The sequence below is a fragment of the Cryobacterium sandaracinum genome, from assembly GCF_004403415.1.
GTDB lineage: Bacteria > Actinomycetota > Actinomycetes > Actinomycetales > Microbacteriaceae > Cryobacterium > Cryobacterium sandaracinum.
Genome location: NZ_SOGO01000006.1, coordinates 40,080 through 64,519, shown reverse-complemented (window position 1 = coordinate 64,519; position 24,440 = coordinate 40,080). Strand labels below are relative to the sequence as shown.

27 protein-coding genes and 7 tRNA genes are annotated in these 24,440 nt (G+C 66.6%); 4 read left to right on the top strand and 30 right to left on the bottom strand.

Features of this window, described 5'->3' with window-relative positions; genetic code table 11:
- Positions 1–89: 89 nt before the first annotated feature.
- From secF to E3T25_RS00400, 18 genes are all read right to left on the bottom strand, one after another.
- Positions 90–1,103, bottom strand: coding sequence for a protein translocase subunit SecF (secF, locus tag E3T25_RS00485; RefSeq protein ID WP_104100491.1), 1,014 nt, complete (start codon positions 1,101–1,103; stop codon positions 90–92).
- Positions 1,103–2,839, bottom strand: a complete 1,737-nt coding sequence (gene secD / locus E3T25_RS00480) for a protein translocase subunit SecD (RefSeq protein WP_104100490.1) — start codon at positions 2,837–2,839, stop codon at positions 1,103–1,105. The genes secF and secD overlap by 1 nt, the downstream gene beginning before the upstream one ends.
- A 67-nt stretch (positions 2,840–2,906) precedes the next feature.
- A complete protein-coding gene (gene yajC, locus E3T25_RS00475) occupies positions 2,907–3,272 on the bottom strand; it encodes a preprotein translocase subunit YajC (RefSeq protein WP_241980490.1) in 366 nt (121 codons plus the stop codon).
- 118 nt (positions 3,273–3,390) lie between these two features.
- Positions 3,391–4,440, bottom strand: a complete 1,050-nt coding sequence (gene ruvB / locus E3T25_RS00470; RefSeq protein WP_369827955.1) for a Holliday junction branch migration DNA helicase RuvB — start codon at positions 4,438–4,440, stop codon at positions 3,391–3,393.
- Between the two features lie 14 nt (positions 4,441–4,454).
- The gene (gene ruvA / locus E3T25_RS00465; protein ID WP_134371517.1) at positions 4,455–5,078 is read right to left on the bottom strand and encodes a Holliday junction branch migration protein RuvA; all 624 of its coding nucleotides are present in this window, start codon (positions 5,076–5,078) and stop codon (positions 4,455–4,457) included.
- Entirely contained in the window at positions 5,075–5,677 is a 603-nt protein-coding gene (gene ruvC / locus E3T25_RS00460) for a crossover junction endodeoxyribonuclease RuvC (protein WP_104100487.1), read from the bottom strand. Before ruvC ends, ruvA begins: the two co-directional genes overlap by 4 nt.
- A 6-nt stretch (positions 5,678–5,683) precedes the next feature.
- The gene (locus E3T25_RS00455) at positions 5,684–6,448 is read right to left on the bottom strand and encodes a YebC/PmpR family DNA-binding transcriptional regulator (protein WP_104100486.1); all 765 of its coding nucleotides are present in this window, start codon (positions 6,446–6,448) and stop codon (positions 5,684–5,686) included.
- Between the two features lie 150 nt (positions 6,449–6,598).
- A complete protein-coding gene (locus E3T25_RS00450) occupies positions 6,599–7,141 on the bottom strand; it encodes a DUF1697 domain-containing protein (protein ID WP_134371515.1) in 543 nt (180 codons plus the stop codon).
- 9 nt (positions 7,142–7,150) lie between these two features.
- Positions 7,151–7,744, bottom strand: a complete 594-nt coding sequence (gene pdxT / locus E3T25_RS00445; RefSeq protein ID WP_134371513.1) for a pyridoxal 5'-phosphate synthase glutaminase subunit PdxT — start codon at positions 7,742–7,744, stop codon at positions 7,151–7,153.
- A gap of 10 nt (positions 7,745–7,754) precedes the next feature.
- Positions 7,755–8,651, bottom strand: a complete 897-nt coding sequence (pdxS, locus tag E3T25_RS00440) for a pyridoxal 5'-phosphate synthase lyase subunit PdxS (protein ID WP_104100483.1) — start codon at positions 8,649–8,651, stop codon at positions 7,755–7,757.
- 68 nt (positions 8,652–8,719) lie between these two features.
- Positions 8,720–9,283 (bottom strand): HIT family protein, encoded by a 564-nt coding sequence (locus E3T25_RS00435; protein WP_104100482.1) that lies wholly within the window; start codon positions 9,281–9,283, stop codon positions 8,720–8,722.
- Position 9,284: 1 nt separating this feature from the next.
- Positions 9,285–11,207, bottom strand: a complete 1,923-nt coding sequence (thrS, locus tag E3T25_RS00430) for a threonine--tRNA ligase (RefSeq protein ID WP_233191359.1) — start codon at positions 11,205–11,207, stop codon at positions 9,285–9,287.
- Between the two features lie 162 nt (positions 11,208–11,369).
- Positions 11,370–11,441, bottom strand: a tRNA-Val gene (locus E3T25_RS00425).
- A gap of 25 nt (positions 11,442–11,466) precedes the next feature.
- A tRNA-Cys gene (locus E3T25_RS00420) sits at positions 11,467–11,540 on the bottom strand.
- A gap of 49 nt (positions 11,541–11,589) precedes the next feature.
- Positions 11,590–11,661 (bottom strand) — tRNA-Gly (locus E3T25_RS00415).
- 179 nt (positions 11,662–11,840) lie between these two features.
- Positions 11,841–11,912, bottom strand: a tRNA-Val gene (locus tag E3T25_RS00410).
- A 39-nt stretch (positions 11,913–11,951) separates the two neighbouring features.
- Positions 11,952–12,025: transfer RNA gene (locus E3T25_RS00405), tRNA-Cys, on the bottom strand.
- Between the two features lie 49 nt (positions 12,026–12,074).
- Positions 12,075–12,146: transfer RNA gene (locus tag E3T25_RS00400), tRNA-Gly, on the bottom strand.
- A 155-nt stretch (positions 12,147–12,301) separates the two neighbouring features.
- Between E3T25_RS00400 and E3T25_RS00395 the strand changes: the two genes are divergently transcribed.
- A tRNA-Val gene (locus tag E3T25_RS00395) sits at positions 12,302–12,374 on the top strand.
- Between the two features lie 76 nt (positions 12,375–12,450).
- Here the strand turns inward: E3T25_RS00395 and E3T25_RS00390 are convergent.
- A complete protein-coding gene (locus E3T25_RS00390; RefSeq protein WP_134371589.1) occupies positions 12,451–12,612 on the bottom strand; it encodes a hypothetical protein in 162 nt (53 codons plus the stop codon).
- A gap of 61 nt (positions 12,613–12,673) precedes the next feature.
- Positions 12,674–12,847 (bottom strand): CsbD family protein, encoded by a 174-nt coding sequence (locus E3T25_RS00385; RefSeq protein WP_104100480.1) that lies wholly within the window; start codon positions 12,845–12,847, stop codon positions 12,674–12,676.
- 78 nt (positions 12,848–12,925) lie between these two features.
- On the opposite strand from E3T25_RS00385, the gene E3T25_RS00380 reads away from it, so the two are divergent.
- Positions 12,926–13,636: a M50 family metallopeptidase gene (locus tag E3T25_RS00380; protein WP_134371511.1), complete on the top strand. Its 711-nt coding sequence runs from the start codon at positions 12,926–12,928 to the stop codon at positions 13,634–13,636.
- A 24-nt stretch (positions 13,637–13,660) separates the two neighbouring features.
- On the opposite strand, the gene E3T25_RS00375 is transcribed toward E3T25_RS00380, so the two are convergent.
- The 8 genes from E3T25_RS00375 to E3T25_RS00350 all read right to left on the bottom strand — a co-directional run bounded on the left by E3T25_RS00375 (position 13,661) and on the right by E3T25_RS00350 (position 19,995).
- Positions 13,661–14,164 carry a GNAT family N-acetyltransferase gene (locus tag E3T25_RS00375; protein WP_104171045.1) on the bottom strand — a complete coding sequence of 168 codons (504 nt, stop codon included), beginning with the start codon at positions 14,162–14,164 and terminating at the stop codon, positions 13,661–13,663.
- A gap of 465 nt (positions 14,165–14,629) precedes the next feature.
- The gene (locus tag E3T25_RS16585) at positions 14,630–14,776 is read right to left on the bottom strand and encodes a hypothetical protein (RefSeq protein WP_166785111.1); all 147 of its coding nucleotides are present in this window, start codon (positions 14,774–14,776) and stop codon (positions 14,630–14,632) included.
- Positions 14,777–14,873: 97 nt separating this feature from the next.
- On the bottom strand, positions 14,874–15,071 hold the full coding sequence (locus E3T25_RS00370) for a hypothetical protein (protein WP_134371509.1): 198 nt from the start codon (positions 15,069–15,071) through the stop codon (positions 14,874–14,876).
- Between the two features lie 339 nt (positions 15,072–15,410).
- Entirely contained in the window at positions 15,411–16,142 is a 732-nt protein-coding gene (locus tag E3T25_RS00365; protein WP_134371507.1) for a YqjF family protein, read from the bottom strand.
- A 152-nt stretch (positions 16,143–16,294) separates the two neighbouring features.
- Positions 16,295–17,740: a flotillin family protein gene (locus tag E3T25_RS00360; RefSeq protein ID WP_158250210.1), complete on the bottom strand. Its 1,446-nt coding sequence runs from the start codon at positions 17,738–17,740 to the stop codon at positions 16,295–16,297.
- Between the two features lie 132 nt (positions 17,741–17,872).
- Complete coding sequence (locus E3T25_RS17145; RefSeq protein WP_166785917.1) at positions 17,873–18,007, bottom strand: helix-turn-helix transcriptional regulator; 135 nt, start codon at positions 18,005–18,007, stop codon at positions 17,873–17,875.
- Positions 17,977–19,704, bottom strand: coding sequence for a winged helix-turn-helix domain-containing protein (locus E3T25_RS17140; protein WP_478213428.1), 1,728 nt, complete (start codon positions 19,702–19,704; stop codon positions 17,977–17,979). Before E3T25_RS17140 ends, E3T25_RS17145 begins: the two co-directional genes overlap by 31 nt.
- Before the next feature lie 24 nt (positions 19,705–19,728).
- Positions 19,729–19,995 carry a hypothetical protein gene (locus tag E3T25_RS00350; RefSeq protein WP_134371503.1) on the bottom strand — a complete coding sequence of 89 codons (267 nt, stop codon included), beginning with the start codon at positions 19,993–19,995 and terminating at the stop codon, positions 19,729–19,731.
- Positions 19,996–20,561: 566 nt separating this feature from the next.
- Here E3T25_RS00350 and E3T25_RS17215 point away from each other — a divergent pair.
- Entirely contained in the window at positions 20,562–20,705 is a 144-nt protein-coding gene (locus E3T25_RS17215; protein ID WP_134371587.1) for an SHOCT domain-containing protein, read from the top strand.
- Positions 20,706–20,769: 64 nt separating this feature from the next.
- Here E3T25_RS17215 and E3T25_RS00340 read toward each other — a convergent pair whose 3' ends face one another.
- Positions 20,770–22,041 carry an ammonium transporter gene (locus tag E3T25_RS00340; protein ID WP_134342482.1) on the bottom strand — a complete coding sequence of 424 codons (1,272 nt, stop codon included), beginning with the start codon at positions 22,039–22,041 and terminating at the stop codon, positions 20,770–20,772.
- Positions 22,042–22,254: 213 nt separating this feature from the next.
- Positions 22,255–23,304 (bottom strand): cell division protein ZapE, encoded by a 1,050-nt coding sequence (gene zapE / locus E3T25_RS00335; RefSeq protein WP_134371501.1) that lies wholly within the window; start codon positions 23,302–23,304, stop codon positions 22,255–22,257.
- A gap of 181 nt (positions 23,305–23,485) precedes the next feature.
- On the opposite strand from zapE, the gene E3T25_RS00330 reads away from it, so the two are divergent.
- Positions 23,486–24,388, top strand: a complete 903-nt coding sequence (locus tag E3T25_RS00330) for a sulfurtransferase (protein WP_134371499.1) — start codon at positions 23,486–23,488, stop codon at positions 24,386–24,388.
- Positions 24,389–24,440: the final 52 nt, after the last annotated feature.

Here is a 24,440-nt window from a genome sequence, read left to right as displayed (position 1 = left end):
CCGCTTGATCAATTATTACTGCTCCCGAGCCGGATCGGGTACCACTTCCGGCTCGGGTGCGGGCCTCCTCCGGCGGTGATCAGGGCCGACTAGGTGCTGACTTCGGCGGCCACCTTCAGCGCGGGGCCGGCCTTCGCGCGCTGGGCGAGAACCTTCTGGTCGGCCCGGCGCACGGCCGGCTCCGCGGAGCGGATTTGAGCGTACAGCGGCGACGCGATGAAGATCGTCGAGTAGGCGCCGGCGACGATGCCGATCAGAAGTGCCAACGAGATGTCCCGAAGGGTTCCTGCCCCGAGCACGAGCGTTCCGATGAAGAGGATCGAGGCGACCGGCAGCACCGCGACGACGGAGGTGTTGATCGAGCGCACCAGGGTCTGGTTGACGGCCAGGTTCACGGATTCGGCCAACGTGCGCGTCTCGGCGCCCGCCTCCGAGGTGTTCTCGCGGATCTTGTCGAAGACCACGACCGTGTCGTAGAGCGAGTAGCCGAGGATCGTGAGAAATCCGATCACGGCAGCCGGGGTGATTTCGAAACCGGTGATGCCGTAGATCCCGGCGGTGATGACGAGGTCGTGCATCAGCGCGGTCATGGCCGCGACCGACATCTTCCAGGTGCGGAAGTACAGTGCCATGCCGATGGCGGCGAGCACGAGGAAGATGAGGAGTCCGCGCACGGCCTGGCCGGTGATGTCCTGGCCCCAGACCGGACCGATGAAGGACGCGGTGACCTGCTCGATCGGCACGGCGTAGGCATCCGCCAGCGCGGCGCGAATCTCCCGGGTCTCGTCGCTGGTGAGCTGGTCGGTCTGCACGCGGATGCCGGTGGTGCTGACGCTCGACACCCTGGGCGTCGCCAACGGGACGACCTCGGTCACGGCATCGGCGGCAGCTCGCTGGTCCTGGTCGGCGACCTGGGAGATCTTGAACTCGGAGCCTCCCGTGAACTCGATGCCGAAGACGAAGCCGCCACGCAGCTGGGGAACGACGATGGCCACGAAGAGTGCCACGACCGCGACCAGGTACCAGGTCTTGCGCCGCCCGACGATGTCGAACGAGCGCTTGCCGGTGTGCAGGTCGTTGCCGAACTGGGAAAAGCTAGCCATTAGGAATCCTTCCCGTCGGTCGTTCGATCCGCACTGGAACCGACGAGTTCTGACGCCTTGCGCTCGGCGATGGTCTGGCGCTTGGCTGCCTCACGGCTGGCCGAGGACAGTTTGGCGGAAGGGAGGTCATCCGAGGGACGGAATTTCGCCCGCCCGCGGTAGGTCGCGCCCAGGGCCCGCGGGTCGAGGCCGCTGAACTTATGTCCGTCGCTGAAGAACTTCGTGCGTGCCAGCAGCTGGAGCATCGGGTGGGTGAAGAGCATGACCACGAGCACGTCGACGAGGGTGGTCAGCCCCAGGGTGAGGGCGAAGCCCTTGACGTTGCCGACGGCGACGATGAACAGGACGCCGGCGGCCAAGATGTTGACCGCGTCGGAGGCGAGGATGGTGCGCAGGGCGCGCTTCCAGCCGGCCTCGACGGAGGATTCGAGCCCTCGTCCGTCCCGGAGCTCATCACGCACCCGCTCGAAGTAGACGATGAAGGAGTCGGCGGTGATGCCGATCGCGACGATCAGACCCGCGACGCCGGCCAACGACAGCCGGTAGCCCTCGCGCCAGGACAGGATCGTGATCAGCAGGTAGGTGATGATCGCGGCGACCGTGAGCGACGCCACGGTGACGAGGCCGAGCAGGCGATACTGGATCAGCGAGTAGAGCACGACCAGTACGAGTCCGATCAGGCCTGCGATCAGGCCGCCGGTGAGCTGGCTCGAGCCCAGGGTCGCCGAGATGGTGTCCTGGCTCTGCACGGTGAAGCTGATCGGCAGGGCGCCGAACTTGAGCTGGTCGGCGAGGGCCTTCGACGAGTCCTGGTCGAAGTCACCGCTGATCTGCGCGTTGCCGTCGGTGATGGCCGCCAGGGTGCGCGGGGCCGAGATGACGTTGCCGTCGAGCACGATCGCGAACTGGTTCTGCGCTGCGGTGAGCGCGTTCAGCCGGGTGCTGACGTCGGCGAAGGCCTTGGTTCCGGTTCCGTCGAAGGTGATGTTGACGACCCATTCACCGGTCGTGGCGCCGCTCTGCGTGGTCTGCTGGCCGTTGGTCGCGTCGGAGACGTTCTCGCCGCTGACTTCGACCGGGCCGAGGATGTACTTGATGGAGCCGTCGGCCTCACAGGTGACAAGCGGCTCCGCCGCCGGTGCCACATTGGTGGTATCGATCTTGCTGCAATCGAAGGCCTCGTACTGGGCCTGGAGCGCGGGGGTGATCCAGTTCAGGTCGCTCCCGTCGGTGGGCACCGCGGTCGGGGTGCTTTCCAGACTCGGGTCGACCGTGGGGGTCGGTACCGGGGTCGCGACCCCGTCCTCTCCGACAACGTTTTCACCGACGCTGGCCGCGGACGGGGCACCGGCCACGAGCACCGGGCGGAACTCGAGCTTGGCTGAGGACTCGATTCGGTTGATCGTCGCGTCGTCCGGCACGCCGGGGATGGACACGACGATGTTCTGGCCGCCCTGGGTGTTGATCTCCGCCTCGGAGACGCCTGCCGAGTCGATGCGCTGCCGAATGATCTTCACGGCCTCGTTGAGCTGCTCCGAGGAGACGGACTGCCCGGACTCGAGCTTCGGCGCGAGGATGATCTGCGTGCCGCCCTCGAGGTCCAGGGCCAGCTTGGGCGTCCAGGATCCGCCGCCGGTGAGCACGCCGGCCGTGTTGAGCGCAATCAGGCCGACGATGATCACACCCAGCCACGTGAGGGAACGCCAGGCCTTCTTGGCCGGAGACGACTTTGCCACCAGAGAACTCAGCTTTCTATGCTCATGCTCATGCCCGCGCCGAGGCGCGGGCATGGAGAGGGATTGGTTAGGCGTCGCCCTTTTTAGGCTCTTCGTCGGTGTCGGCGACGCGCTGACCGAAGTCAGGTTCGCCCATAACGGTGGCGCTGCCCTGTTTCAGCTCGGCGACGCCCTCATCTTCGGGCTCGGCCACGATCGGTTCCACCACGCGGGCGATGGTCTGACGGTGCAGCTGCACGACGGTTCCCGGAGCGATCTCGAGGGCAACCTTGTTCGCCTCCTCGTCAATCGCGAGAATGGTTCCGTACATGCCGAAGTTGGTCATGACCTCGGCGCCGACGACCATCTGGGCCTGCAGGGCAGCGAGGTCCTTCTGGCGTTTGCGGCTGTTGCGGAACATGAAGAACACGAGCGCCGCGAGAACGGCGAGCATGACGAGAGTCAACGGATCCATAAAACTGTGGGACCTTCCGGTTGCGGCGCGAGGGCCGAAGTCTGTGCGTCTGGCTCGGGGGAACCAGCACGAGTGGTTCGAAGCGAACCAACTCGAATTATAGGTCATCCAGCATAAGAGGGATTGGCGGCCCGCCCACCAGAGGCGCCGTCAGGCCGAAATGCCGCCACGCTTCCGCGGTCGCCACCCGGCCGCGCGGGGTGCGCATCAGGAAGCCGATCCGCACCAGGAACGGCTCCACGACGGCCTCGATGGTCTCGGACTCCTCCCCCACGGACACCGCGAGCGTGTTCAGACCCACCGGCCCTCCCCCAAAACGGGTCAGGATGATGCGCATCACCTCCCGGTCGAGCCGGTCGAGCCCGATGGCGTCGACGTCGTACAGCTCGAGAGCCGCGTGCACCGCGGCCACATCGGCGTCTCCACCGTGCACCAGCGCGTAGTCCCGCACCCGCCGGAGCAGGCGGTTGGCGATTCTGGGCGTGCCGCGGCACCGACCGGCGATCTCGGCGGTGGCGGCCGTGTCGATCGACAGGTCGAGCAGTTTGGCTGCCCGGCCGAGCACCTGCTCGAGTTCGTCGTCGGTGTAGAACTCGAGGTGGGCGGTGAAGCCGAACCGGTCGCGCAGTGGGTTGGGCAGCAGTCCGGACCGGGTCGTGGCGCCAACCAGGGTGAACGGTGCCAGGTCGAGGGGAACAGAGGTGGCGCCGGCGCCTTTGCCGACCATGATGTCGATGCGGAAGTCCTCCATCGCCAGATAGAGCATCTCCTCGGCGGAACGGGCCATGCGGTGGATCTCGTCGATGAACAGCACCTCGCCGGGCACCAGCGAGGAGAGTACCGCCGCCAGATCACCGGCGTGCTGGATGGCCGGGCCGCTGGACATCCGCAGCGGGCGGTTGCCCTCGTAGGCGATGATCATGGCCAAAGTGGTCTTGCCGAGTCCGGGCGGGCCGGCCAGAAGGATGTGGTCGGGGGTGCGGCTCTGCATGGTAGCGGCGGTCAGGAGCAGCTGCAGCTGCCCGCGAACCTTCTGCTGGCCGACGAACTCGCCGAGGCTGCGCGGACGGAGGGCACCCTCGAAGGCGAGTTCGGCGTCGCCCCCGAGTTCCGGCTTGGTGAGCTCCACGCCGGGATCTCCGGCCAGACCCTGTGCGCCGGTCACGGGCGACGCTCCGATGCCTGCTGGGCCGGGCCGAGCCTGACGAGTACGAGGCGAAGGAGCGCTGCGACGCCGACCTGCCCGGGTTCGACGGTCTCCGCGAGGGTCTCGTCGACGGCCTCGGCGGCCACCTTCTCCGACCAGCCGAGCCCGATCAGGGCGGCCTGCACGTTCGCCGACGCGCTGGTGGGCTCCGGGCGGGCGGATGCCGCGGCCGTGACGGTCACGAACACCTTGCCGGCCAGGGAGAGCACGATCAGTTTGGCCGTTTTCGGGCCGATGCCGCTGACCCTGCGGAAAGCGCCGTCGTCTTCTGCCGAGACGGCCTGCGCGATCTGGACGGGGCTGAGCACCGCGAGTACGCCGAGGGCCGATTTCGGGCCGACCCCGGTGACGCCGACCAAAAGCTCGAAGACCTCGAGTTCGTCGGCGGACGGGAATCCGAAGAGGGTGAGCGAGTCCTCGCGCACGATAAGGGTGGTCGAAAGCCGGGCCTCCGTGCCGACGCGCAGGGAGAGCGCAGTGGCCGGGGTGACCTGTACGGCCAGACCGACTCCCCCGACCTCGATCACGGCCGTGGAACCCACGGCAGACAGGACAAGGCCACGAACGGAAGCAATCACCGCTTCAGACTACGGGGCACCGGCGACACTGCGCTGCGCTCGGCGGCGCGCCACGCCTTCTGGGCCGGGGTCAGGGTGCCGGGGACCACGTCGGCGCTGGTGGGCAGGGTGCCGCCGGCCGCCCCGGTGCGCCAGGCATGGCAGATCGCGATGGCCAGCGCGTCCGCGGCATCCGCGGGCTTGGGCACCTCGGCCAGGCCCAGCACCCGCGCCACCATGGCGCCGACCTGGGCTTTGTCGGCGGACCCGTAGCCGGTGATGGCTGCCTTGACCTCGCTCGGGGTGTGCAGGGTGACCGTCAGCCCACGCTGAGCGGCCAGGAGCAGCGCGACGCCGCTCAGCTGGGCGGTGCCCATCACGGTGCTGACATTGTCCTGAGCGAACACCCTCTCGATGGCGACGACCGCCGGCTTGTGCCTGTCGAGCAGGTCTTCCAGGCCCCGGCTGATCAGCAGGAGCCTCTGCTCGAGCGGCAAGTCCGGCGAGCTGCGCAGCACGGTCACGTCGACCAGGGACGCGGATCGGTTGGCGGCGACGTCTACGATTCCGACGCCGCAGCGGGTCAGCCCGGGATCGATGCCCAGAACCCGGACCGACACAGCGCGCTACTCGGCTTCGGCCTGAAGCTCCGCGATGACCTCGGGCGACACGTCGTAGTTACTGTAGATGTTCTGCACGTCGTCGAGCTCTTCGAGGGCGTCGATCAGCCGGAACACCTTGCGGGCGGTCTCGGCGTCGACCTCTACCTTGAGCTGGGGCACGAACGCGATGTCGGCGGAGTCGTAGTCGATCCCGGCGGTCTGCAGGGCGGTCCGGGTCGCGACGAGATCGTGCGCTTCGCTGAAAACCTCGAACTTCTCACCGTCGTCGACGACCTCTTCGGCGCCCGCGTCAAGCACGGCGAGGAGCACGTCATCTTCGCTGAGGCCGTTGCTCTTCGGCACGACGACGATGCCCTTGCGGTGGAAGTTGTACGCGACGCTGCCGGGGTCGGCCATGTTGCCGCCGTTTCTGGACATGGTGGTGCGCACCTCGGCGGCCGCGCGGTTCTTGTTGTCGGTCAAACACTCGATCATGACGGCGACGCCGTGCGCGGCGTAGCCCTCATACATGATGGTGGTGTAGTCGACTACTTCGCCGGACAGGCCGGCGCCGCGCTTGACGGCACGGTCAATGTTGTCGTTGGGAACAGAGGTCTTCTTGGCTTTCTGGATCGCGTCGACCAGGGTCGGGTTGCCCGACAGGTCGGCGCCACCCATGCGGGCCGCGACTTCGATGTTCTTGATCAACTTGGCGAAGGCCTTGGCCCGACGCGAGTCGGTAACCGCCTTCTGGTGCTTTGTTGTCGCCCACTTGGAATGTCCGGACATGAGTCTCCCGTTGTCTTTGGCTGTCGTGACGTGGCTGTCGATTGGCGCGGGGGTACCGCCGCCGTGCTGGTCGCTGCACTACTGGTGCCATTGGCCGTTGCACCGTGGGGTGCGCCTCATTCTAACCCGCGATGCCTGATGGGCCGGGCTTCACGCGCCCGGGGCCGCGGCGATCAGTTTGTTCAGGGTGCGGAGGTTGCGGGTGGTGGTGGTCGACCGGTAGCGGGCCTTGCCGCTCAGCTTGCTGAACGGACTGTTGATGCCGATGCTTCGGCGCACCTGCCAGTAGAGCACGCCGGTTCCGGGCCGAACCTGCTCCGTTTCCGGGTCCGGTTCCCCAGCCGCCTCGAGCAGTTCCTCGAGCGCGGTCCGCGCCGATCCGAACACGACATACGGATGCCAACCGTCCCGCTCCGCATCGAATGGGAACGCCCGCGCCACCCTGTCGAGTGCGTCAACGCCGAGCAGCACGATCCACGCCTGATAACCGAAGTTGTCGGAGAGAGCGCGTTCGATTGTGGCCTTGAGGGCCGCGGCATCCGTCTCGCCCGCCGTGAAGAGCACGTTACCGCTGGCCAGAACCGTGCGGACATCCGTGTAGCCGAGCCCGCGGAACACGGCCCGCAGGTCCGCCATCGTGATCGTGATCCCGTTGACGTTGATTCCGCGCAGGAGCGCCACCCAGCCGGCCATGACCGGAGCCTAGTAGCGGAAGCCGGCGGCGGCCACCTTCTGCAGGAAATAGTCGTGGAACCGGTGCTCCCCGGTGATCTCGGGGTGGAATGAGGTTCCGAGCAGGTTGTCCTGCTCGACCGCGACGCAGCGCCCGTCCGAGAGCGTGGCTATCGCGCGGGCCCGGGTCCCGACGGACTCCACCACGGGGGCGCGGATGAAAATGGCGTGCACCGGCGGCTCACCGAGCACCGGCACGTCGAGGTCGGTCTCGAAAGAGAGCGTCTGCGAACCGAAGGCGTTGCGACGCACGGCGATGTCGAAGCCGCCGATGCTCTGCTGCCCTTCGATCCCGTCGATGACGGTGTCGGCGAGCATGATCAGGCCCGCGCAGGTGCCGTAGACGGGCAGGCCGGCCCGCACGGCCTCGGCCAGCGGTTCCGCCACGCCGAACGCGCGGGCCAGTTTGTCCATGACGCTGGATTCGCCGCCGGGGATCACGAGCCCGCTGATGCGGTCCAGTTCCTCTGGGCGGCGGATGAGTTCGACTTCGGCGCCGAGGGACCGCAGTACCTCGGCGTGCTCACGAAAGTCACCCTGCAGGGCGAGAACTCCAACGCTCACGAACGGGTATCTACCAGCCGCGCTCTGAGAGGCGGTGCGGCGCAGCCAGATCGGACACGTTGATGCCGACCATGGCCTCGCCGAGTCCGCGCGAGACGGATGCGATGACGCTGGGGTCGTCGTAGAAGGTGACGGCCTTGACGATGGCGTTGGCGCGGGCCTGCGGGTTGCCCGACTTGAAGATGCCGGAGCCGACGAATACACCGTCCGCACCCATCTGCATCATCAGGGCCGCGTCGGCGGGGGTGGCCACGCCACCCGCGACGAAGAGCACGACGGGGAGCTTGCCGGTGGCGGCGATCTCGGCGACGAGTTCGTACGGCGCCTGCAGTTCCTTCGCGGCGACGTACAGTTCGTCCTTGGTCAGAGCCGACAGGCGGGCGACCTCACCCTTGATGGTGCGGATGTGCTTCATGGCCTCCGAGACGTCGCCGGTGCCGGCTTCGCCCTTGGACCTGATCATGGCCGCGCCCTCGTTGATGCGGCGAAGCGCCTCACCCAGGTTGGTCGCGCCACAGACGAACGGGACCGTGAAGTTCCACTTGTCGATGTGGTTGACGTAGTCAGCCGGGCTCAGCACCTCGGACTCGTCGATGTAATCGACGTTCAGGGCCTGAAGGATTTGAGCTTCGACGAAGTGGCCGATGCGCGCCTTGGCCATCACCGGGATGGATACCTCGGCGATGATGCTGTCGATCAGGTCGGGGTCGCTCATGCGGGCAACGCCACCCTGGGAACGGATGTCGGCGGGAACGCGCTCAAGGGCCATGACGGCGACAGCACCGGCGTCCTCGGCGATGCGAGCCTGCTCGGCGTTGACGACGTCCATGATGACGCCGCCCTTCATCATGTCGGCGAGACCACGCTTGACGCGGCTCGAACCAAAGGCGGAAGTGGTTTCAGTCATAGCTTTGATTCTATTCCTTGGGTGGTGTCGATTCCGCCCGGCGGGTGCCGGTGGAGGGGTATATACGGCTAGTTGCCATCCTGGGGCCAGCCCTCGGCGACTTCGCGCCGCACATCGCCCAGAAGACGGGGAATCGCCTTCGTTCCGGCGATGATCGGGAAGAAGTTCGAGTCGAGCGCCCAGCGGGGAACGATGTGCTGGTGTAGGTGCTCGGCAATGCCCGCGCCGGCAATACGGCCTTGGTTCATGCCGATGTTGAAGCCGTCGCAGTGCGACACCGCCTTGAGCACACGCATGGCCACCTGGGTGAGACTGCCGATCTCGGCGACCTCCTCCGGACTGGCCTCATCGTAAGTCGCGACGTGCCGGTACGGACAGACCAGCAGATGCCCGCTGTTATACGGGAACAGGTTCAGCAACACGTAGGCGTGCGTGCCGCGGGCCACAATCAGTGCCTTCTCGTCGGTCATGCTCGGGGCCAGGCAGAAGGGGCAGTCATCCGGGTGCGGCTGCTGGCCGTCCTGGATGTAGACCAGGCGGTGCGGGGTCCATAGCCGTTGGAAGGCATCCGGAACCGCGGCGAACTCGGACGACTGCTCGAGCCCCTCGAACTCGTCGCTGTGCGTGTCCATCTCAGACCTGGCCCTGGGTCGTGACCTGCGCGCGCGCATGGATCGCGGCGATGATGCGACGGATGGCCTCGTCGGCCGGTACGCCGTTCTCCTGGGTGCCGTCGCGGAACCGGAAGCTCACCGAGCGATTGGAGCGGTCATCCTCGCCGACGATCAGCTGGAAGGGCACCTTCGCCTTGGTGTGGTTGCGGATCTTCTTCTGCATGCGGTCGTCGGAGTGGTCGACCTGGGCGCGCACGCCTGCCGTCTCGAGCCGGCCGATGATTTCGTCGAGGTATGGACCGTATTGCTCGGACACGGGGATGCCGACGACCTGCACCGGGGACAGCCACACCGGGAACGCCCCGGCGTAGTGCTCGGTGAGCACGGCGAAGAAGCGTTCGATCGAACCGAACAGGGCCCGGTGGATCATCACCGGGCGCTGGCGGGAGCCGTCGGAGGCGGTGTACTCGAGGTCGAACCGTTCCGGCAGGTTGAAGTCCAGCTGGATGGTGGACATCTGCCAGGTGCGGCCGATCGCGTCGCGGGCCTGCACGGAGATCTTCGGGCCGTAGAAGGCGGCGCCGCCCGGGTCGGCCACGAGTTCGAGACCGGATGCTTCGGCGACTTCGCGCAAGGTGTCGGTCGCTTCCGCCCAGGCCTCGTCGGTGCCGACGAACTTCTTCGGGTCCTTCGTGGAGAGCTCGAGGTAGTAGTCCTCGAGGCCGTAGTCGGCGAGCAGCTTGAGCACGAAGTTGAGGGTGCTGGTGAGCTCCTCTTTCATGCCTTCGCGGGTCGTGTAGATGTGCGCGTCGTCCTGGGTCATGCCGCGCACGCGGGTGAGGCCGTGCACGACGCCGGACTTCTCGTAGCGGTAGACCGAGCCGAATTCGAACAGGCGCATGGGCAGGTCGCGGTAGCTGCGGCCGCTGGAGCGGAAGATCAGGTTGTGGAACGGGCAGTTCATCGGCTTGAGGTAGTAGTCGACGCCCTGACGGGTCATGTGGCCGTCGGCGTCGTACTCCGCGTCGAGTTTCATCGGCGGGAACATGCCATCGGCGTACCAGTCGAGGTGACCGGACGTCTCGAACAGGTTCGACTTGGTGATGTGCGGCGTGTAGACGAAGTCGTAGCCGGCCTCGGTGTGGCGCTTGCGGGAGTAGTTCTCCATCTCCTGACGGATGATGCCGCCCCTGGGGTGGAAGACGGGCAGGCCGGAGCCGATCTCCTCGGGGAAGCTGAAGAGGTCGAGTTCGGCGCCGAGCTTGCGATGGTCGCGCTTGGCGGCCTCCTCCTGGCGGGCTTGGTAGGCCCGCAGTTCGTCCTTGGTGGCCCAGGCGGTGCCGTAGATGCGCTGCAGCTGCGGGTTCTTCTCGGACCCGCGCCAGTAGGCGGCGGCCAGACGGGTCAGGGAGTAGCCGTTGCCGATCATGCGTGTGTTCGGCAGGTGGGGACCGCGGCAGAGGTCTTTCCAGAGCGTCTCCCCCGTCTTCGGGTCCACGTTGTCGTAAATGGTGAGTTCGGCGCCGCCGACCTCGACCGACTCGTTGTCGACGGTCTCGGCGGCCCCGCCCTTGAGCCCGATCAGTTCGAGCTTGTACGGCTCGGCGGCGAGTTCGTCCCGGGCCTGGTCGTCGGTGACGACGCGGCGCACGAACCGCTGGCCCTGGCGGATGATGCGGTCCATGGCCTTCTCGAGCGACTTGATGTCCTCGGGGGTGAATGCCTCTTCAACGTCGAAGTCGTAGTAGAAACCATCGGTGACGGGCGGGCCGATGCCCAGGCGCGCCGCCGGGTTCACGGTCTGCACGGCCTGTGCGAGCACGTGCGCGGCCGAGTGGCGCAGGATGCTGAGGCCGTCGGGCGAGCCGATGGTCACCGGTTCGACGACATCCGTCGGAGTCACCGTCGTGGCGAGATCCTTGAGCTCGCCGTTGACGCGCATTGCGACAACGGACCGGTCGGTGAATAGCTCAAAGCCGTCAGCCACGTGTATTACTCCTTCAGTATTGTTCGAACCCCAATAACTTTAGCGGCGCGCCTCGACCACGACGGGCACGGCCATTTTGGGCAAAGAAAAACCCCCGAGTTACCGGGGGTTTGCCTGTGGGCGATACTGGGATCGAACCAGTGACCTCTTCCGTGTCAGGGAAGCGCGCTACCGCTGCGCCAATCGCCCATTCTCTGAAAAGACATTCCAGAAGTGGAGGTGGATACGGGATTCGAACCCGTGTACACGGCTTTGCAGGCCGCTGCCTCGCCTCTCGGCCAACCCACCACATACGTTTCGTACCAAAAAGAACCGGCTTTGCGGCCGATTCCATTCGAGCGGATGACGAGATTCGAACTCGCGACCCTCACCTTGGCAAGGTGATGCGCTACCACTGCGCCACATCCGCACTTATCAACGTTTCCGCTGACTTGAAAGACTCTAGCCGATTCCGGCCGAACCCGCCGCACCCTCCCTGGCGATTCATCGCGGCGAGCCCGAGGAAGGCCCGACTGCACCTGGATTTCCGGTGCTGTGCGGGCAAAAAAAACCCCCGCTTTACCGGGGGTTATCTGTTTCCCAACTCTGTGGGCGATACTGGGATCGAACCAGTGACCTCTTCCGTGTCAGGGAAGCGCGCTACCGCTGCGCCAATCGCCCATTTCCTGAAAATCATTCCTGCATTGCGACTTCCGGGATTGGAGGTGGATACGGGATTCGAACCCGTGTACACGGCTTTGCAGGCCGTTGCCTCGCCTCTCGGCCAACCCACCACTTGGGATTCGTACCGAAAGAAACCGGCCTCGCGGCCGATCCCATTCGAGCGGATGACGAGATTCGAACTCGCGACCCTCACCTTGGCAAGGTGATGCGCTACCACTGCGCCACATCCGCAACTGCCCGCATTTCTGCGCGCTTGAAAGACTCTAGCCGATAGTCCTGTTCATATTCAAACCGAGTCGTTCCGGCGTGTTGAGGCCCCCACGATGTGCGCCTTCCACCCGGTCTGGGTTAGTATCGAGACTTGTGGCTACAGTACGAGGCCACAGGGGCGATTGGCGCAGTTGGTAGCGCGCTTCCTTCACACGGAAGAGGTCATCGGTTCGAGTCCGGTATCGCCCACAGCCAAGAAAAAGCCCCGAAAGTCGGGGCTTTTTCTTTTTCTCGGTACGGGTTGGAGACCACATGCGCGGCCCGGTCAGGCCCGCTTCCCGGAGATCGTCCGGGCAAGCCAGACGATCAGCGCGATCACGACGAGCACGATGCCGACCCAGATGAGGAAGTTGAGCGACTCGACGAACCCTCCGGTGAACAGAAGCGCGATGGCGATGATGGCAACAATGACGAGGAGTACGTTCATCCTGCTCGCCGTCCTTTCTTTTGATTGACGTGCACTGATGGTGTGGAGATGCGGATTCGACTCAATCAGTGACGGCGTCCTTGACGTTCTCTCCGGCCTGCTTGAGGTTTGCCCTGGCCTGTTCAGCCTTGCCCTCGGCTTCCAGCCGCTCGTTGTCGGTCAATTTGCCGGCGGCCTCCTTTGCCTTGCCCACGGCTTCCTCGGCCGAGTTCTTCATCTTGTCCGAAGCACTCATGGGGACCGTCCTTTCACTCGTATCCAGCTTTTGCGATCAGTATAAAGCTCCCGCCCAAGGTAATCTAGGCTGAAATCCATGGACGGGCTTGTCGATCTCTGGGGGCAACTCTCCGCCCGAAACGAGCCTCTGCCCGCGATCACGGCCTGGCTGACCATCGCGGCCGCTGCCGTGCTCGTGCTGGTGCCGGCCGCGTGGCGGGTCACCCGCCACGTCATCACGATCGCGCACGAGGGCGGCCATGCGGTGGTCGCGACGGTGAGCGGTCGCCGGCTCGGCGGTATCCGTCTGCATTCCGACACCTCGGGGTTGACCGTCAGCAGCGGACGCCCGCGCGGACCCGGCATGGTGCTGACCCTGCTGGCCGGCTATACCGCCCCTGCCCTGCTGGGGCTCGGCGCGGCACGGATGCTCAGCCTCGGCTACGACATCGGCCTGTTGTGGCTGTCGCTGGCGGCCCTGGCACTGCTGCTCGTGCAGATCCGCAACTGGTTCGGACTGTGGTCCGTCCTCGTTACCGCTGGACTGGTCTTCGGCATCACCTGGTTCGGCACTCCTCCGGTGCAGAGCATCTTCGCCCTGCTGATCACGGCGTTTCTGCTGCTCGGGGCTGTGCGCACCGTGGTCGAGCTCCAGCGGTCCCGGTCGCGGAGCCGCGGTACCGCCTCCGACGCCGACCAGCTGGCCCGTCTGACCCACATCCCGGGCGTGGTCTGGGTGGCCGTGTTCTTCACCGCGACGATCGCGTGCGCAGGGTTCGCCGGACGGCTCCTCGGCCTGCCTGCCTGATCCTGCCCCGCGGGGGTGCTGCCGTCAGGAGACCGTCGGCACGGCGTGTTTGAAGCCCACGTGGGACGCGGTGAAGCCCAGCCGTTCATAGAACCGGTGCGCGTCGACGCGCGCTGCGTCCGACGTGAGCTGGACGAGTTGAGCCCCGAAGGCCGGGGCATTCTGCACGGCCCACCGAATCATGGCTCCGCCGAGCCCGCGGCTCCTCTGATCCGAGCGAACCCGGACGGCCTCGATCTGCAACCGGGTGGACCCGACACGGGCGAGCCCAGGGATGACGGTGAGCTGCATGGTGGCCAGCACCTCGCCCAAAAGCGACGTCGCGACCAGCAACTGTTGGGCCGGATCTGCGTCGATTGCGGCGAATGCCCGTTCGTAGGCGACGCGATCTTCCGGCCGGTCGGCGTCGCCTCGGGAAGCGCTGATGGAGTCGTCGGCGAGAAGCCCCACGATTGCAGACAGATCCTGGGACAGGGCGCGCCGAAGGAGCACAGCGCCGGCGGGAAGGGTGAGGGTGACGTCGACCATTCTCCGAGTATCCCAAATGCCGCCTTCGCGTCTGTGCTCAGTTGAGCTGGGCCCGGGTCTGGGTCTGGGTCTGGGCCCGAGCCCCAGCCCCAGCCCCAGCCCCAGCCCCAGCCCGTGATTGTGCCACTGGGGTCTCGCTGGGTGAGCAGCCGGAACCAATTCGACGGAGATTCTCCGGAAAAAAGGGATTTCCAAACGATTTAGGGCCGATTTTGACAAAATCTCCGTCGAATTCGTTCGGGAGAGCCTGCCGCTCTCACGCTGCCGACGACAACGCTCATGAAGTCCGCGCTGTGTCAGACCGCGTTGAGTCCGCGTAACGCGGCTTGACGGTTGCGGTCGACTCCATGCGCGAGCATGCGCACGAGATGTCGATCGTGGGGCTGCACCCGGGAGAGTGCGACCCAGGCGACATCCTCGGCGCAGGCGGTCGGGCCGGGGGCTTCCCCGATCGGACCGGCCCCCTCAGATCAGGGCCGCGCCGATGACCAGCAGCACTACGCTCATGATCGTGGCATGGTGGCGCACCAGGAGGTCGACGGTTCGGTCGAAGCCGAGCGGATGACCCTGGCCGGCTCGCTCACGAGCCTGCGCCCCGTCGGCGACGTCCACTCACGTAAGCCGCCGCCGCGGTGCAACATCCGCCAACCGGTCTCGCTCGTCAGCGCATGACAGCCCGCAGACAGACGTGCCAGATTGTCGTGCGCGGTCAGCCCATCGAACTATCAATCCAGGGAATGCTCGATATCGCAGTTTGCGACCGACCGGTTGCAGCCTGGAAACCGGCAGGTTTGACCCACACCCGCAGGAACCGTTTCGGGTCTTCCGGCACCATGTACCGGTCGCGGCCGACCAAGAGCACCGCCCCCGCCTCCGGACGCACCAGAATCCGGGTGAAGCTCGGCACCCGACCGCGATCCGCCGGGCCGTCTCCGCGGCGATCGGACCGCAGCGCCACTTTCTCAGCACGGTCGTAGAGCGTCCGCGACGCCATGCCGCGGGGCCTGGTACGTCAACTTCGACGCCGGCAACCTGCCTGCCGAACGCAGAACCTCCACCTCGAACGCCGGCCTCACCTCGTCGGCACCGACCACGCCTGAACGATCACCACCCTCGCATGCTGACAACTGATCTCACCCGACTCCAACGCGGCGCGGGCCAGCCCGAAGCGACGCGCGCCTCGACCGGTTCCGCCCGCCGAGCGAACGCCCCGTCCTACCTTGCCTCGATAGCGTCGGCCCGCGACTCAGCCGGCGGCGCCGAACCAGGTGGTGACCCCGGGCGAATACAGCACGGAATCCGGCTCGCGTCCGGCCAGCCCGGGGAACCCCGCCACGGCGAGCAGGGTGTCGTCAAGGCTCACCAGTTCGGCCTCGAAGAGCTCCCACGGCTCATGGTGGTTGCGCAGGTGCACCGTGCGGCCACGCGTACGGGTGAATAGAGCCCAGCGGGCGGTCAGGAAATCGGCGAGCGGGTCGCCGAAGACCGGGCGGGCAGTCGGCCGCACCACGATCTCGGTGTGCGCCCCGGCGGCCAGGTGTCGGCGCGCGGTGTAGCGGTATTCCCCCGCCCCGACCTCAAGCTTGGTGCGGGACCACATGTACGGGATCGAGAACAATGCCCGGGCCGCCAGCACAGCCGCCAGCCGGGAGGCCTCCAGCGAGACGAAGACCACGCCGCGGTGCCCGTTCGCATCCACCGCGTACAGGCGCACGTTCACCTCAACGAAGGTGCCGAAGTAGGGAATGGGCGGACTGCCGAAGACGGTGGCCCGGTCCAGCACGAACGGGATCAGCCCAACCCAGCTAGCGCCGTCGAATTCGTCGGGCACGAGACCGTCCGGCAGCAGCGGAGCCACGAGAGCGGCGTCCACGCGCCAGTGCACGAATATCAGATTCGACCAGCGCTGGCTCGAGGACGCTCGCCCGGCCAGCAGGGGCGCAACGGCCGAGACCGGGTCCATCGCGGCATCCGTCATCTGGAAATCTCCCCTTGTTCCCGAGCCCATGCGGACCGGACTGCGGCATTCTGTGAACATCAACGCTACTCGCACCGGGACCAGGTCGACGCCCTCGAAATGCGAGCGATCCAGGCGCGAAGGCCTGAATCAGCGTCCGACCTGACTGCGTGCTATGCCTCGACGGCCGGCGCGGCCAGAGCGCTGTCGACGTCGGCCTGCTGGGCGGTCGTGAGTGAGGCCTGTGGCTTGGCGGTTTTGGTCGCGGCCGCTCCGACAGCGGCTCCACCGACGAGGTTGCCGAGCAGTTCCCGGATGCCGATACCCATGGTCGACTTGAGCACGCCGTCGACCTCGGTGATACCGGAAGCGACATTCTTGGTCAGTTGGCTGGCGCCATCCGTGGAGATGACCGTCAGGTTGTCGATGTTCGACATCGGAGCGGCCAGCTCGCGGGCGATCTCGGGCAGCATTTCCACCATGCGAAGCTGGATCAGCGCCTCACTCTGCTCGGCGACGGCCTCGGCGGACAGCCGGGTAGCGGTCGCCTCAGCGGTACCGCGGGCGAGGATGGCGTCGGCCTCGGCCTGCCCCTCCGCGCGGAGGGCCTCGGCGTTGGCGATGCGGCTGTCGCGGTCGGCGTTCGCGCCGGCCACGGCGGCCTCCGCCGCCGCGATGGCGGTCACCCGGATGCGGTACGCCTCGGCGTCGGCGATCGCGTTGACCTCGGACTCAAGCTCGGCCTTGCGGAGAGATGCGCGCCGCTGGGCGGTGAGCTCCTGCTCCTGAACGATGGCCTGCTGGGCCTTGGCCTCGGCCAGCGGCTTGGCCGCGGCGGCTTCGGCGGCGGCCTTGTCGGTGTCCAGCTGCAGCGCCGCTTTTCGAAGTGCGAGCGTGTTCTGGGCCTCGGCGATGGCCTGCTCGGCCAGAATGGCGGCCTCCTGTGCCTCCCGGTTGGCCGCGTGCTCGGCAACCTCGGCCTGGCGCCGCACCTTGGCCTGCTCGGCGCGTCCGAGGTCCCGGATGTAGTCGTTCTCGTCAGTGATGCCCTTAATCTCGAACGAGTCCACGTCGACGCCCTGGTTGGCCAGGGACTCCCGGGCGGTCGCCAGCACCGAGGAGCCGAGCTCGTCGCGCTTCTGGATGATGGTCATCACGTTCGTGCCACCGATCGACGACCGCAGGGATCCCGACAGTACTTCCTGTGCGAAGCCGTCGATGTTCTTGTCCTGGCCGAGAAACCTCTGCGCGGCGGCACGAATGGCGGCCGGGTCGTCGCCGACCTTCACAATGGCGACTGCTTCCACGGTGAGGGTGACGCCGTTCTGGTCCTGGGCGACGGCCGTGATCTCGATCGCCCGGCTGCGCAGGCTGATCTTGAACGCCTTCTGGAAGAACGGGGTGATGAACACGCCCTGGCCGTGCACGACGCGTTGCCCGGATTCCTCCAGCGTGGCGCCGTCGACGATGGTCTTCTTCGATTTCTTGCCGGTGATGATCAGGGCTTCGTCCGGCCCGGCGTTCTTGTAGACGCTCTTGGCATAGAACAGGCCGATCAGGAAGACGACGATACCCAGCATGATGAGACCGGGGATGGGGCTGAGCAGGAATTCAAACATGGGGTCCTTCCGTTCCGCCGGCACGAAGATCATGCACGTGGCCTGGCACTTCGCGCGGCGCGCGCGGGCACGAGACCCTCGAAGCCTAGTGGTCTGGGTCAGGCGGAACCATTCCCATTCGGGGGGTGCAGGTCAGAGCAGGCCGCGCTCCTGAGCAATAGTCACGGCCCGGGTGCGGTCGGTGTCCTCAAGCTTCTGATAGATGTTGCGCAGATAAGTTTTGACGGTGTTCGGGCTCACATTGTGCTTGCGGTCGATGTCCGCCACGGATTGATGGAAGGGCAGCTCGCGCAGCAGCACCCGCTCCCGCTCGGTGAGCGGTGCGACCGGGGCCGGGGCTGGGGCTGGGGCTGGGGCTGGGCTGGGGCTGGGGCTGGGGCTGGGGCTGGGCAATTCTCCCCCGGCGCCTGAGCGGACCGAGTCACAATCCGGTTTGCGAAACCGTCGAGGTCCCGCAGCTGCTCAGCCAGGCGCGGCGCCCGAGCCAGACGGGCATCCGCTTCGGCAGATCGTTCACCCTCCTCAGCGATGCCGGCGAGCACGATCCAGGCGCTCACGAGCGTGGTCCCGCTCCAACACCGGGCGGCCGGCGTTGCGGCGGCTTCCAGCCGCCCACCGGCGCCGTGGCGGCCCGGGGCCGGCGGGTACGCCAGGGAGCGGAGCAGCACGGCCTCCAACGAGTCCGTACCCAGCACGTTCTCCACCAGGAGCGTGACACGTCGGGCCTCGGCCCGCCCGTCCAGCGCACCGGTCAGCTCGAACCAGGGGATGCAGCACAGGCTCGGCACACGCGGGTGGGCGTCCGCATTCTCCCGCATCAAGCCGTTCAGATTCTCGAGCACCGATCGCCGCCTCGGGTCCGCCGCCGGTGCCGACAGGGACAGGAAGGTCTGGGCGGGCACGATCAGTCCGGAATCCCACACCAGAGGGTCGGCCGCGACAAGCCGTTCCAGCACGCCCTGATCGATCGGCTCGCAGCGTTCGTACCGGCGGATCTGGAGCGAGACCGAGGCGCGGGCCGCTGCGCGGTTGAACGCCGCCCCCGCCACGGATGCCACGGCACCCGTGGCCGGGCGCGCTGCGGCATCCGTCGCCCGAGCGAGTTGATCGTCGATGAGACCGGCGCGGGCCCAGTCGCCCCGGCGGGAGGCCGACATGGCGGCGAGGTCGCCGGCAAGCAGGAACAGCCATTGGTTACCGGCATTCCGCGCGGTCACAGCCACCATTCGCAGTCCCGCTTCGGCTCGCTCCGCCTCGCCCAGACCGGCGCGGCACCAGGTCTCCGCGGTGGCGGCCAGCAGGTCGACACCGAGGTCTCCCCGCCGCCCCGGTGCGGCGCGGACGGCGCCCAGCCTGGCCAGACGGTCCCGGATTTCGTCAGGCGTCGCTGCGAAGAAGGCGGCAAGCGCGTCGATCACGACGGTCCAGATCTCCGCACTGCCGCCGGACGCGAGCCCCACCACCTCGAGCTCCGCCAACAGGTGGTCGGCCTGCCCCCGGTCGGGAAAGTATGGTGCCTCCAGGAGCAGCCTTAGGGACGCCGCCACGGATGCACCTGGGTTCCCGGCGCGCGCGGCCGGCTCTGCCAGGGCACGGAGGACGAGGTCTGGCGTTCCCCTGAGCACGAGATCGAGACCGAAAGCATCGAGCATCTCGGCGGTGAGGACGGGCAGCCCGGCAGCAAGCGCCTGCTCGAGAGCGTTTTGACCGTCGGCGCGGCGCGCGAACCACCGGGCCGCGGTCTCGTGAGCCGCCGCCGCCGCGAAGTCACGTCGCCGCGCATCGCCCTGCAGATAGGCCAGCAGGATCGAGTGGATGCGATACGCCCTGGTGTCGTCGCCGCTCTCCCTGGTGATAAGTGCGCTGGGCCCGGCCAGCCGGTCCAGCCCAGCCCCGGCATCCGCTCGCTTCGTCACCTCGACGGCCAGGTCGACCGAGAGGACAGGCCTGACGGCGGCGCGCAGCTTCGTGTTCTCGTCACCGTCAGCTCAGCCGGCGATGATCTCCGACCGGAGGAAACCGGCCACCGCCGGATCGTCACCGTCGAAATCCACCACCAGCCGTGCGGAATCGTTCCTCCCGTGCAGGAACGGCACGATCAGCAGCAGCTCGCTCCGATCGAACGCCAGGTCCGCCGGCGGCACGTCGACCATGAAGCCGTCGCCGCGCAGTCGCGTCGGCCCTGCGCACGGCCGAGTGCGCCCGGCGACCACGAGACGGATGCCCTCGGGCGCCGACGCGACCAGCTCGCCCACCAGCCCGGCCGATCCGCTTCGACACGGTCCAACCCACCGATGAACACGTACCGGGTGTCCCCGTCGCCTGACACCCCCGAGCGCCGCCCGACCTGCCGCCAGACGTCAGCGGGACGGAACCGGCCCGGCTGCGCGCGTACCCAGGTGACCGACTCCCCGTTCCGGTGAAAACGGCCAGCCCAGGACGCCAGCAGGGTCATCTTCCCGGGGCCTGCCGCAGCCCACACGCAGACGCAGCGCGCTTCGCCGGCGATGAGCCGATGAAATGCACCATCAAGCCGCGGCCGTTTCACCTCAGCGGTCGACGGAGCCGGGATCGGCGTGCCGACCCCCGGTGACGGTGCAGCCGGTGACGACGCTGCAGGTGTCACGGCTCCCGGTGTCAGGGCTGCGCCCGGAAGCGCCATCTGAGCCGGTACCCGATGCGAGGTCATAGAGACGCGTCCTCCATTCGCGGCCCCGAGTGGTCGTTCAGCCTCGTCACCGTGGCTCTCGGCCTGCCCCACGGCTAAGGTGCACGCAGTTCCACGGAGTCGAGGGAGTACCAGGCGCAGACCGATCAGTGCATCCGCAGTGTCGCCGGAACCAGTGCCGGGCCCACGGAGGAGATCGGCCGGGCGAAGGCTCTGCACGCTGCGGGCGCGATCACCCCGGCCGAGTTCGACGCCCTGAAGTCCCAGGCGCTGTCGAGGTCGTCCTACACCGAATAGGACAGCCACCGAATAGGACAGCCACCGAAAAGGACAGCACGCACAGGGCGGTGCTGCTTCATGGTTAGACGGCGTCGAGCGCGTAGCCCTCTTCACCGTGCACGATGGTGTCCACTCCGGCCACCTCGTCTTCGTTGTTGATTCGGAAGCCGATCGTCTTCTGAATGATCACGCCGATGCCGTAGGCCATCACGAAGGAGAAGATCGCGATGCCGAAGGCTGCGACGAACTGCACCCAGAGCTGGTTGAGGCTGCCGGTGTCGAGCAGGCCGATGCCCGACCCGAAGATACCGATGTAGAGCGTTCCGATCATGCCACCGATGAGGTGGATGCCCACCACGTCGAGCGAGTCGTCGAAGCCCCACTTGAACTTCAGGTCGATGGCAACCGCGCATACCGCTCCGACGAGGACTCCGAGGACGATCGCCCAGAACGGGGTGAGGATGTTACAGGCAGGGGTGACGGCGACGAGCCCGGCGACGGCACCCGAGGCGGCACCGATCGAGGTGGGCTTGCCGTCCTTGATCTTCTCGACGATCAGCCAGCCGAGAATACCGGCGGCGGGAGCGACGAGCGTGTTGATCCAGGCGAGGGCGGCGACACCGTCGACGGCGGCTTCGGAGCCGGCATTGAAACCGAACCAGCCGAACCACAGGAGCGAGGCACCGAGGAGGGTGAGCGGAACGTTGTGGGGCTTGGAGATGCCTTTCTTGAAACCCACCCGCTTGCCGAGCACCAAGGCGAGAGCCAGACCGGCTGCACCGGCGTTGATGTGCACAGCGGTGCCACCGGCGAAGTCGTTGACCCCGAGAGCGGCGGGAGCCCAGCCATCGGCGAGGTTGAAGACCCAGTAGGCGACCGGGAAATACACCAGGGTCGACCACACGGCGGCGAAGATCAACCAGGCGCCGAACTTGGCACGGTCGGCGATCGCACCAGAGATCAGTGCGACGGTGATGATGGCGAAGGTGGCCTGGAAGCCGGCGAACGCCAGCCCGTTCAGGTCGGGAGAGAGGGATCCGTCTTCCCCGGCGCCGAGCAGCCCACTCAGGCCGAGCAGCCCGGACGGGTTGCCGAGGAAACCGGGGATCAGCGGCGGGCCGAAGACGAGCCCGTAGCCGTAGAGCACCCACAGCACACCGACAACGCCCATCGCGCCGAAGCTCATCATCATCATGCTGATGACGCTCTTCGCCTTCACCATTCCGCCGTAGAAGAAGGCAACACCGGGAGTCATCAGAAGCACGAGGGCGGCCGCGACGAGGAGCCACAGGGAATTGAGATTCAGGGCTATTTCATCAGTTGTGGCGTCCAACAGGACTGACAGTTGAACCATGGATATGGTTACCTCTCGCTAACTAACAGTGATTGCCGTCGACGTGCACAGGGTGAGCGGTTGATCGTGTCTCGGCGGGTACAGAGTCAGTTTGAAGTTGTGAAGTTTCGGTGAGTGCGCGCGGATGTTTCGCCCGCGTTACGCGCCGAGCGACGGTGTTAACATCGCGTTTCCGGCAAGCAGAGCGGTGGTCCGGCCTCGATCAGTCGTGGATCAGTCGTGCGGTGGAAGCTCACCTGTGGTCAGCGCCACGAGACGGGACTGGGACCGCTGGTACTTCTTCCGGTAACCGCCGGAGAGCATCTCCTCGTCGAAGACCTCGTTCAGGGGCTGCCCGTTGGCGATGATCGGAATCTCCGCGTCGTAGACCCGGTCGATGAAGGCGACCAGCCTGAGGGCATCCGTCTGGTCGGTCAGTAGGTACACATCGGTCAGGGCGATGACGTCGATGCCGTGGATCAACTTGATGTACTTCGACGGATGCACCGTGCTGAGATGTCGGATCAGGTCGCCGAAGTCGTCCCGGGTCACCGTGGAGCCGCGTTCGACCAGGGCGGGCACCAGCTGGTCCACTTCGTCCCGGGACACGGCGATGGCGTGGCCCTCGATGTCGCGCCTGCGGAAGTCGAGGCCGTCGATACGCACGATCTCGAAGTTCGCGGACATCGCCTGGATCTCGCGAAGGAAGTCGATCGCGGCGAAACGCCCCTCGCCCAGCGAATTCGGCGGCGTGTTCGACGTGGCGGCGACGCGGGTACCCGAGGCCACGAGCTCGCCCAGAAGCCGGGTCATCAGCATGGTGTCGCCCGGGTCGTCGAGTTCGAACTCGTCGATGCAGATCAGGCGGGCGCCGGAGAGCTGCCTGACGGTGGCTGCGTAGCCGAGTGCTCCCACCAGTGCGGTGTACTCGATGAAGGTGCCGAAGTATTTCGGTCCCGGGGCGGCATGCCAGAGCGCGGCCAGCAGGTGGGTTTTGCCGACGCCGAAACCACCGTCCAGGTAGATGCCCGGCAGCTCCGGCTTGGACTTGCGGGTGCGGGAGAAGAAGCCGCTGGGCCGCTGGGCCAGCCAGGCTCCGGCAAAGGTGCCCAGCCGTTCAACGGCCTCGAGCTGCGAGGGGAAGTTCAGGTCAGGTCGGTACGACGCGAAGGAGGCGTGCTCGAACTGGGGCGGCGGAACCAACTCGGCCACGATCTCCGGCCCGGTGATGCTCGGAGAGCGATCGGCCAAACGTTGCACCTGGCTGAGAGCTTGTGGAGCCATGCTGTAGTACCCGGTTTCTGTGTCGAACTGATAGTCCCGGTCGGAGCACCATCGTTGAAGAACGACCGCGGATGCGATCAGGACCCATACCGCGTAGATTCGAAAACGCGGACCGGTAACCAGCCTAAACCGCGCCCATTTGATTCCAGTGTCCATCGGACGCCACCAGGAGGTTCCCCCCATGTCTGTTGATCTCGATCCGGCACCGAAGTTCATGGCCTACGCCCACCCCGAACGTCTGGTCAGCACCGAGTGGCTGCAGGCGCATCTCGAAACCCCCGGTCTTGTTGTCGTCGAATCGGATGAAGACGTTCTGCTCTACGAAACCGGCCACATTCCGGGAGCCGTGAAAATCGACTGGCATACCGACCTCAATGATCCGGTCGAGCGCGACTTCGTCGACGGTGCCGCCTTCGCCGCAATGCTCGGTGCCAAGGGCATCTCCCGCGACACCACCGTGGTCATCTACGGCGACAAGAACAACTGGTGGGCGGCCTACGCCCTGTGGGTGTTCACCCTATTCGGCCACGAAGACGTCCGCCTGCTCGACGGCGGCCGTGACAAGTGGGTGGCCGAGGAACGAGGCCTCACCCGGGACAAGCCCGTTATCACCCCGACCGTGTACCCGGTCGCCCCGCGCAACGATTCCGCCATCCGCGCATTCCGCGAGGATGTCTTCGCGCACTTCGGGAACCCGCTGATCGACGTGCGCTCCCCCGAGGAGTACACCGGCGAACGCACCCACATGCCGGCCTACCCGGAGGAGGGCGCCCTGCGCGGCGGCCACATCCCGTCGGCGGCGTCGGTGCCGTGGGCGCGCGCCGCTGCCCCGGACGCCACCTTCCGCACCCGCACCGAGCTGGACGCCATCTACCGTGACGAGGCCGGCCTCTCCGACGGCGACAACGTCATCGCCTACTGCCGGATCGGCGAGCGGTCCAGCCACACCTGGTTCGTCCTGACCCACCTTCTCGGCTTCGAAGGCGTGCGCAACTACGACGGGTCCTGGACCGAATGGGGTAACGCCGTGCACGTGCCGATCGTGATGGGCACGGAGCCGGGCGCCGCACCTCAGCCCCGCTGAGCCGGCCGGCCCACTCGGATTCTGGGGCCTCACGGCCCGCGCATGGCAGAAT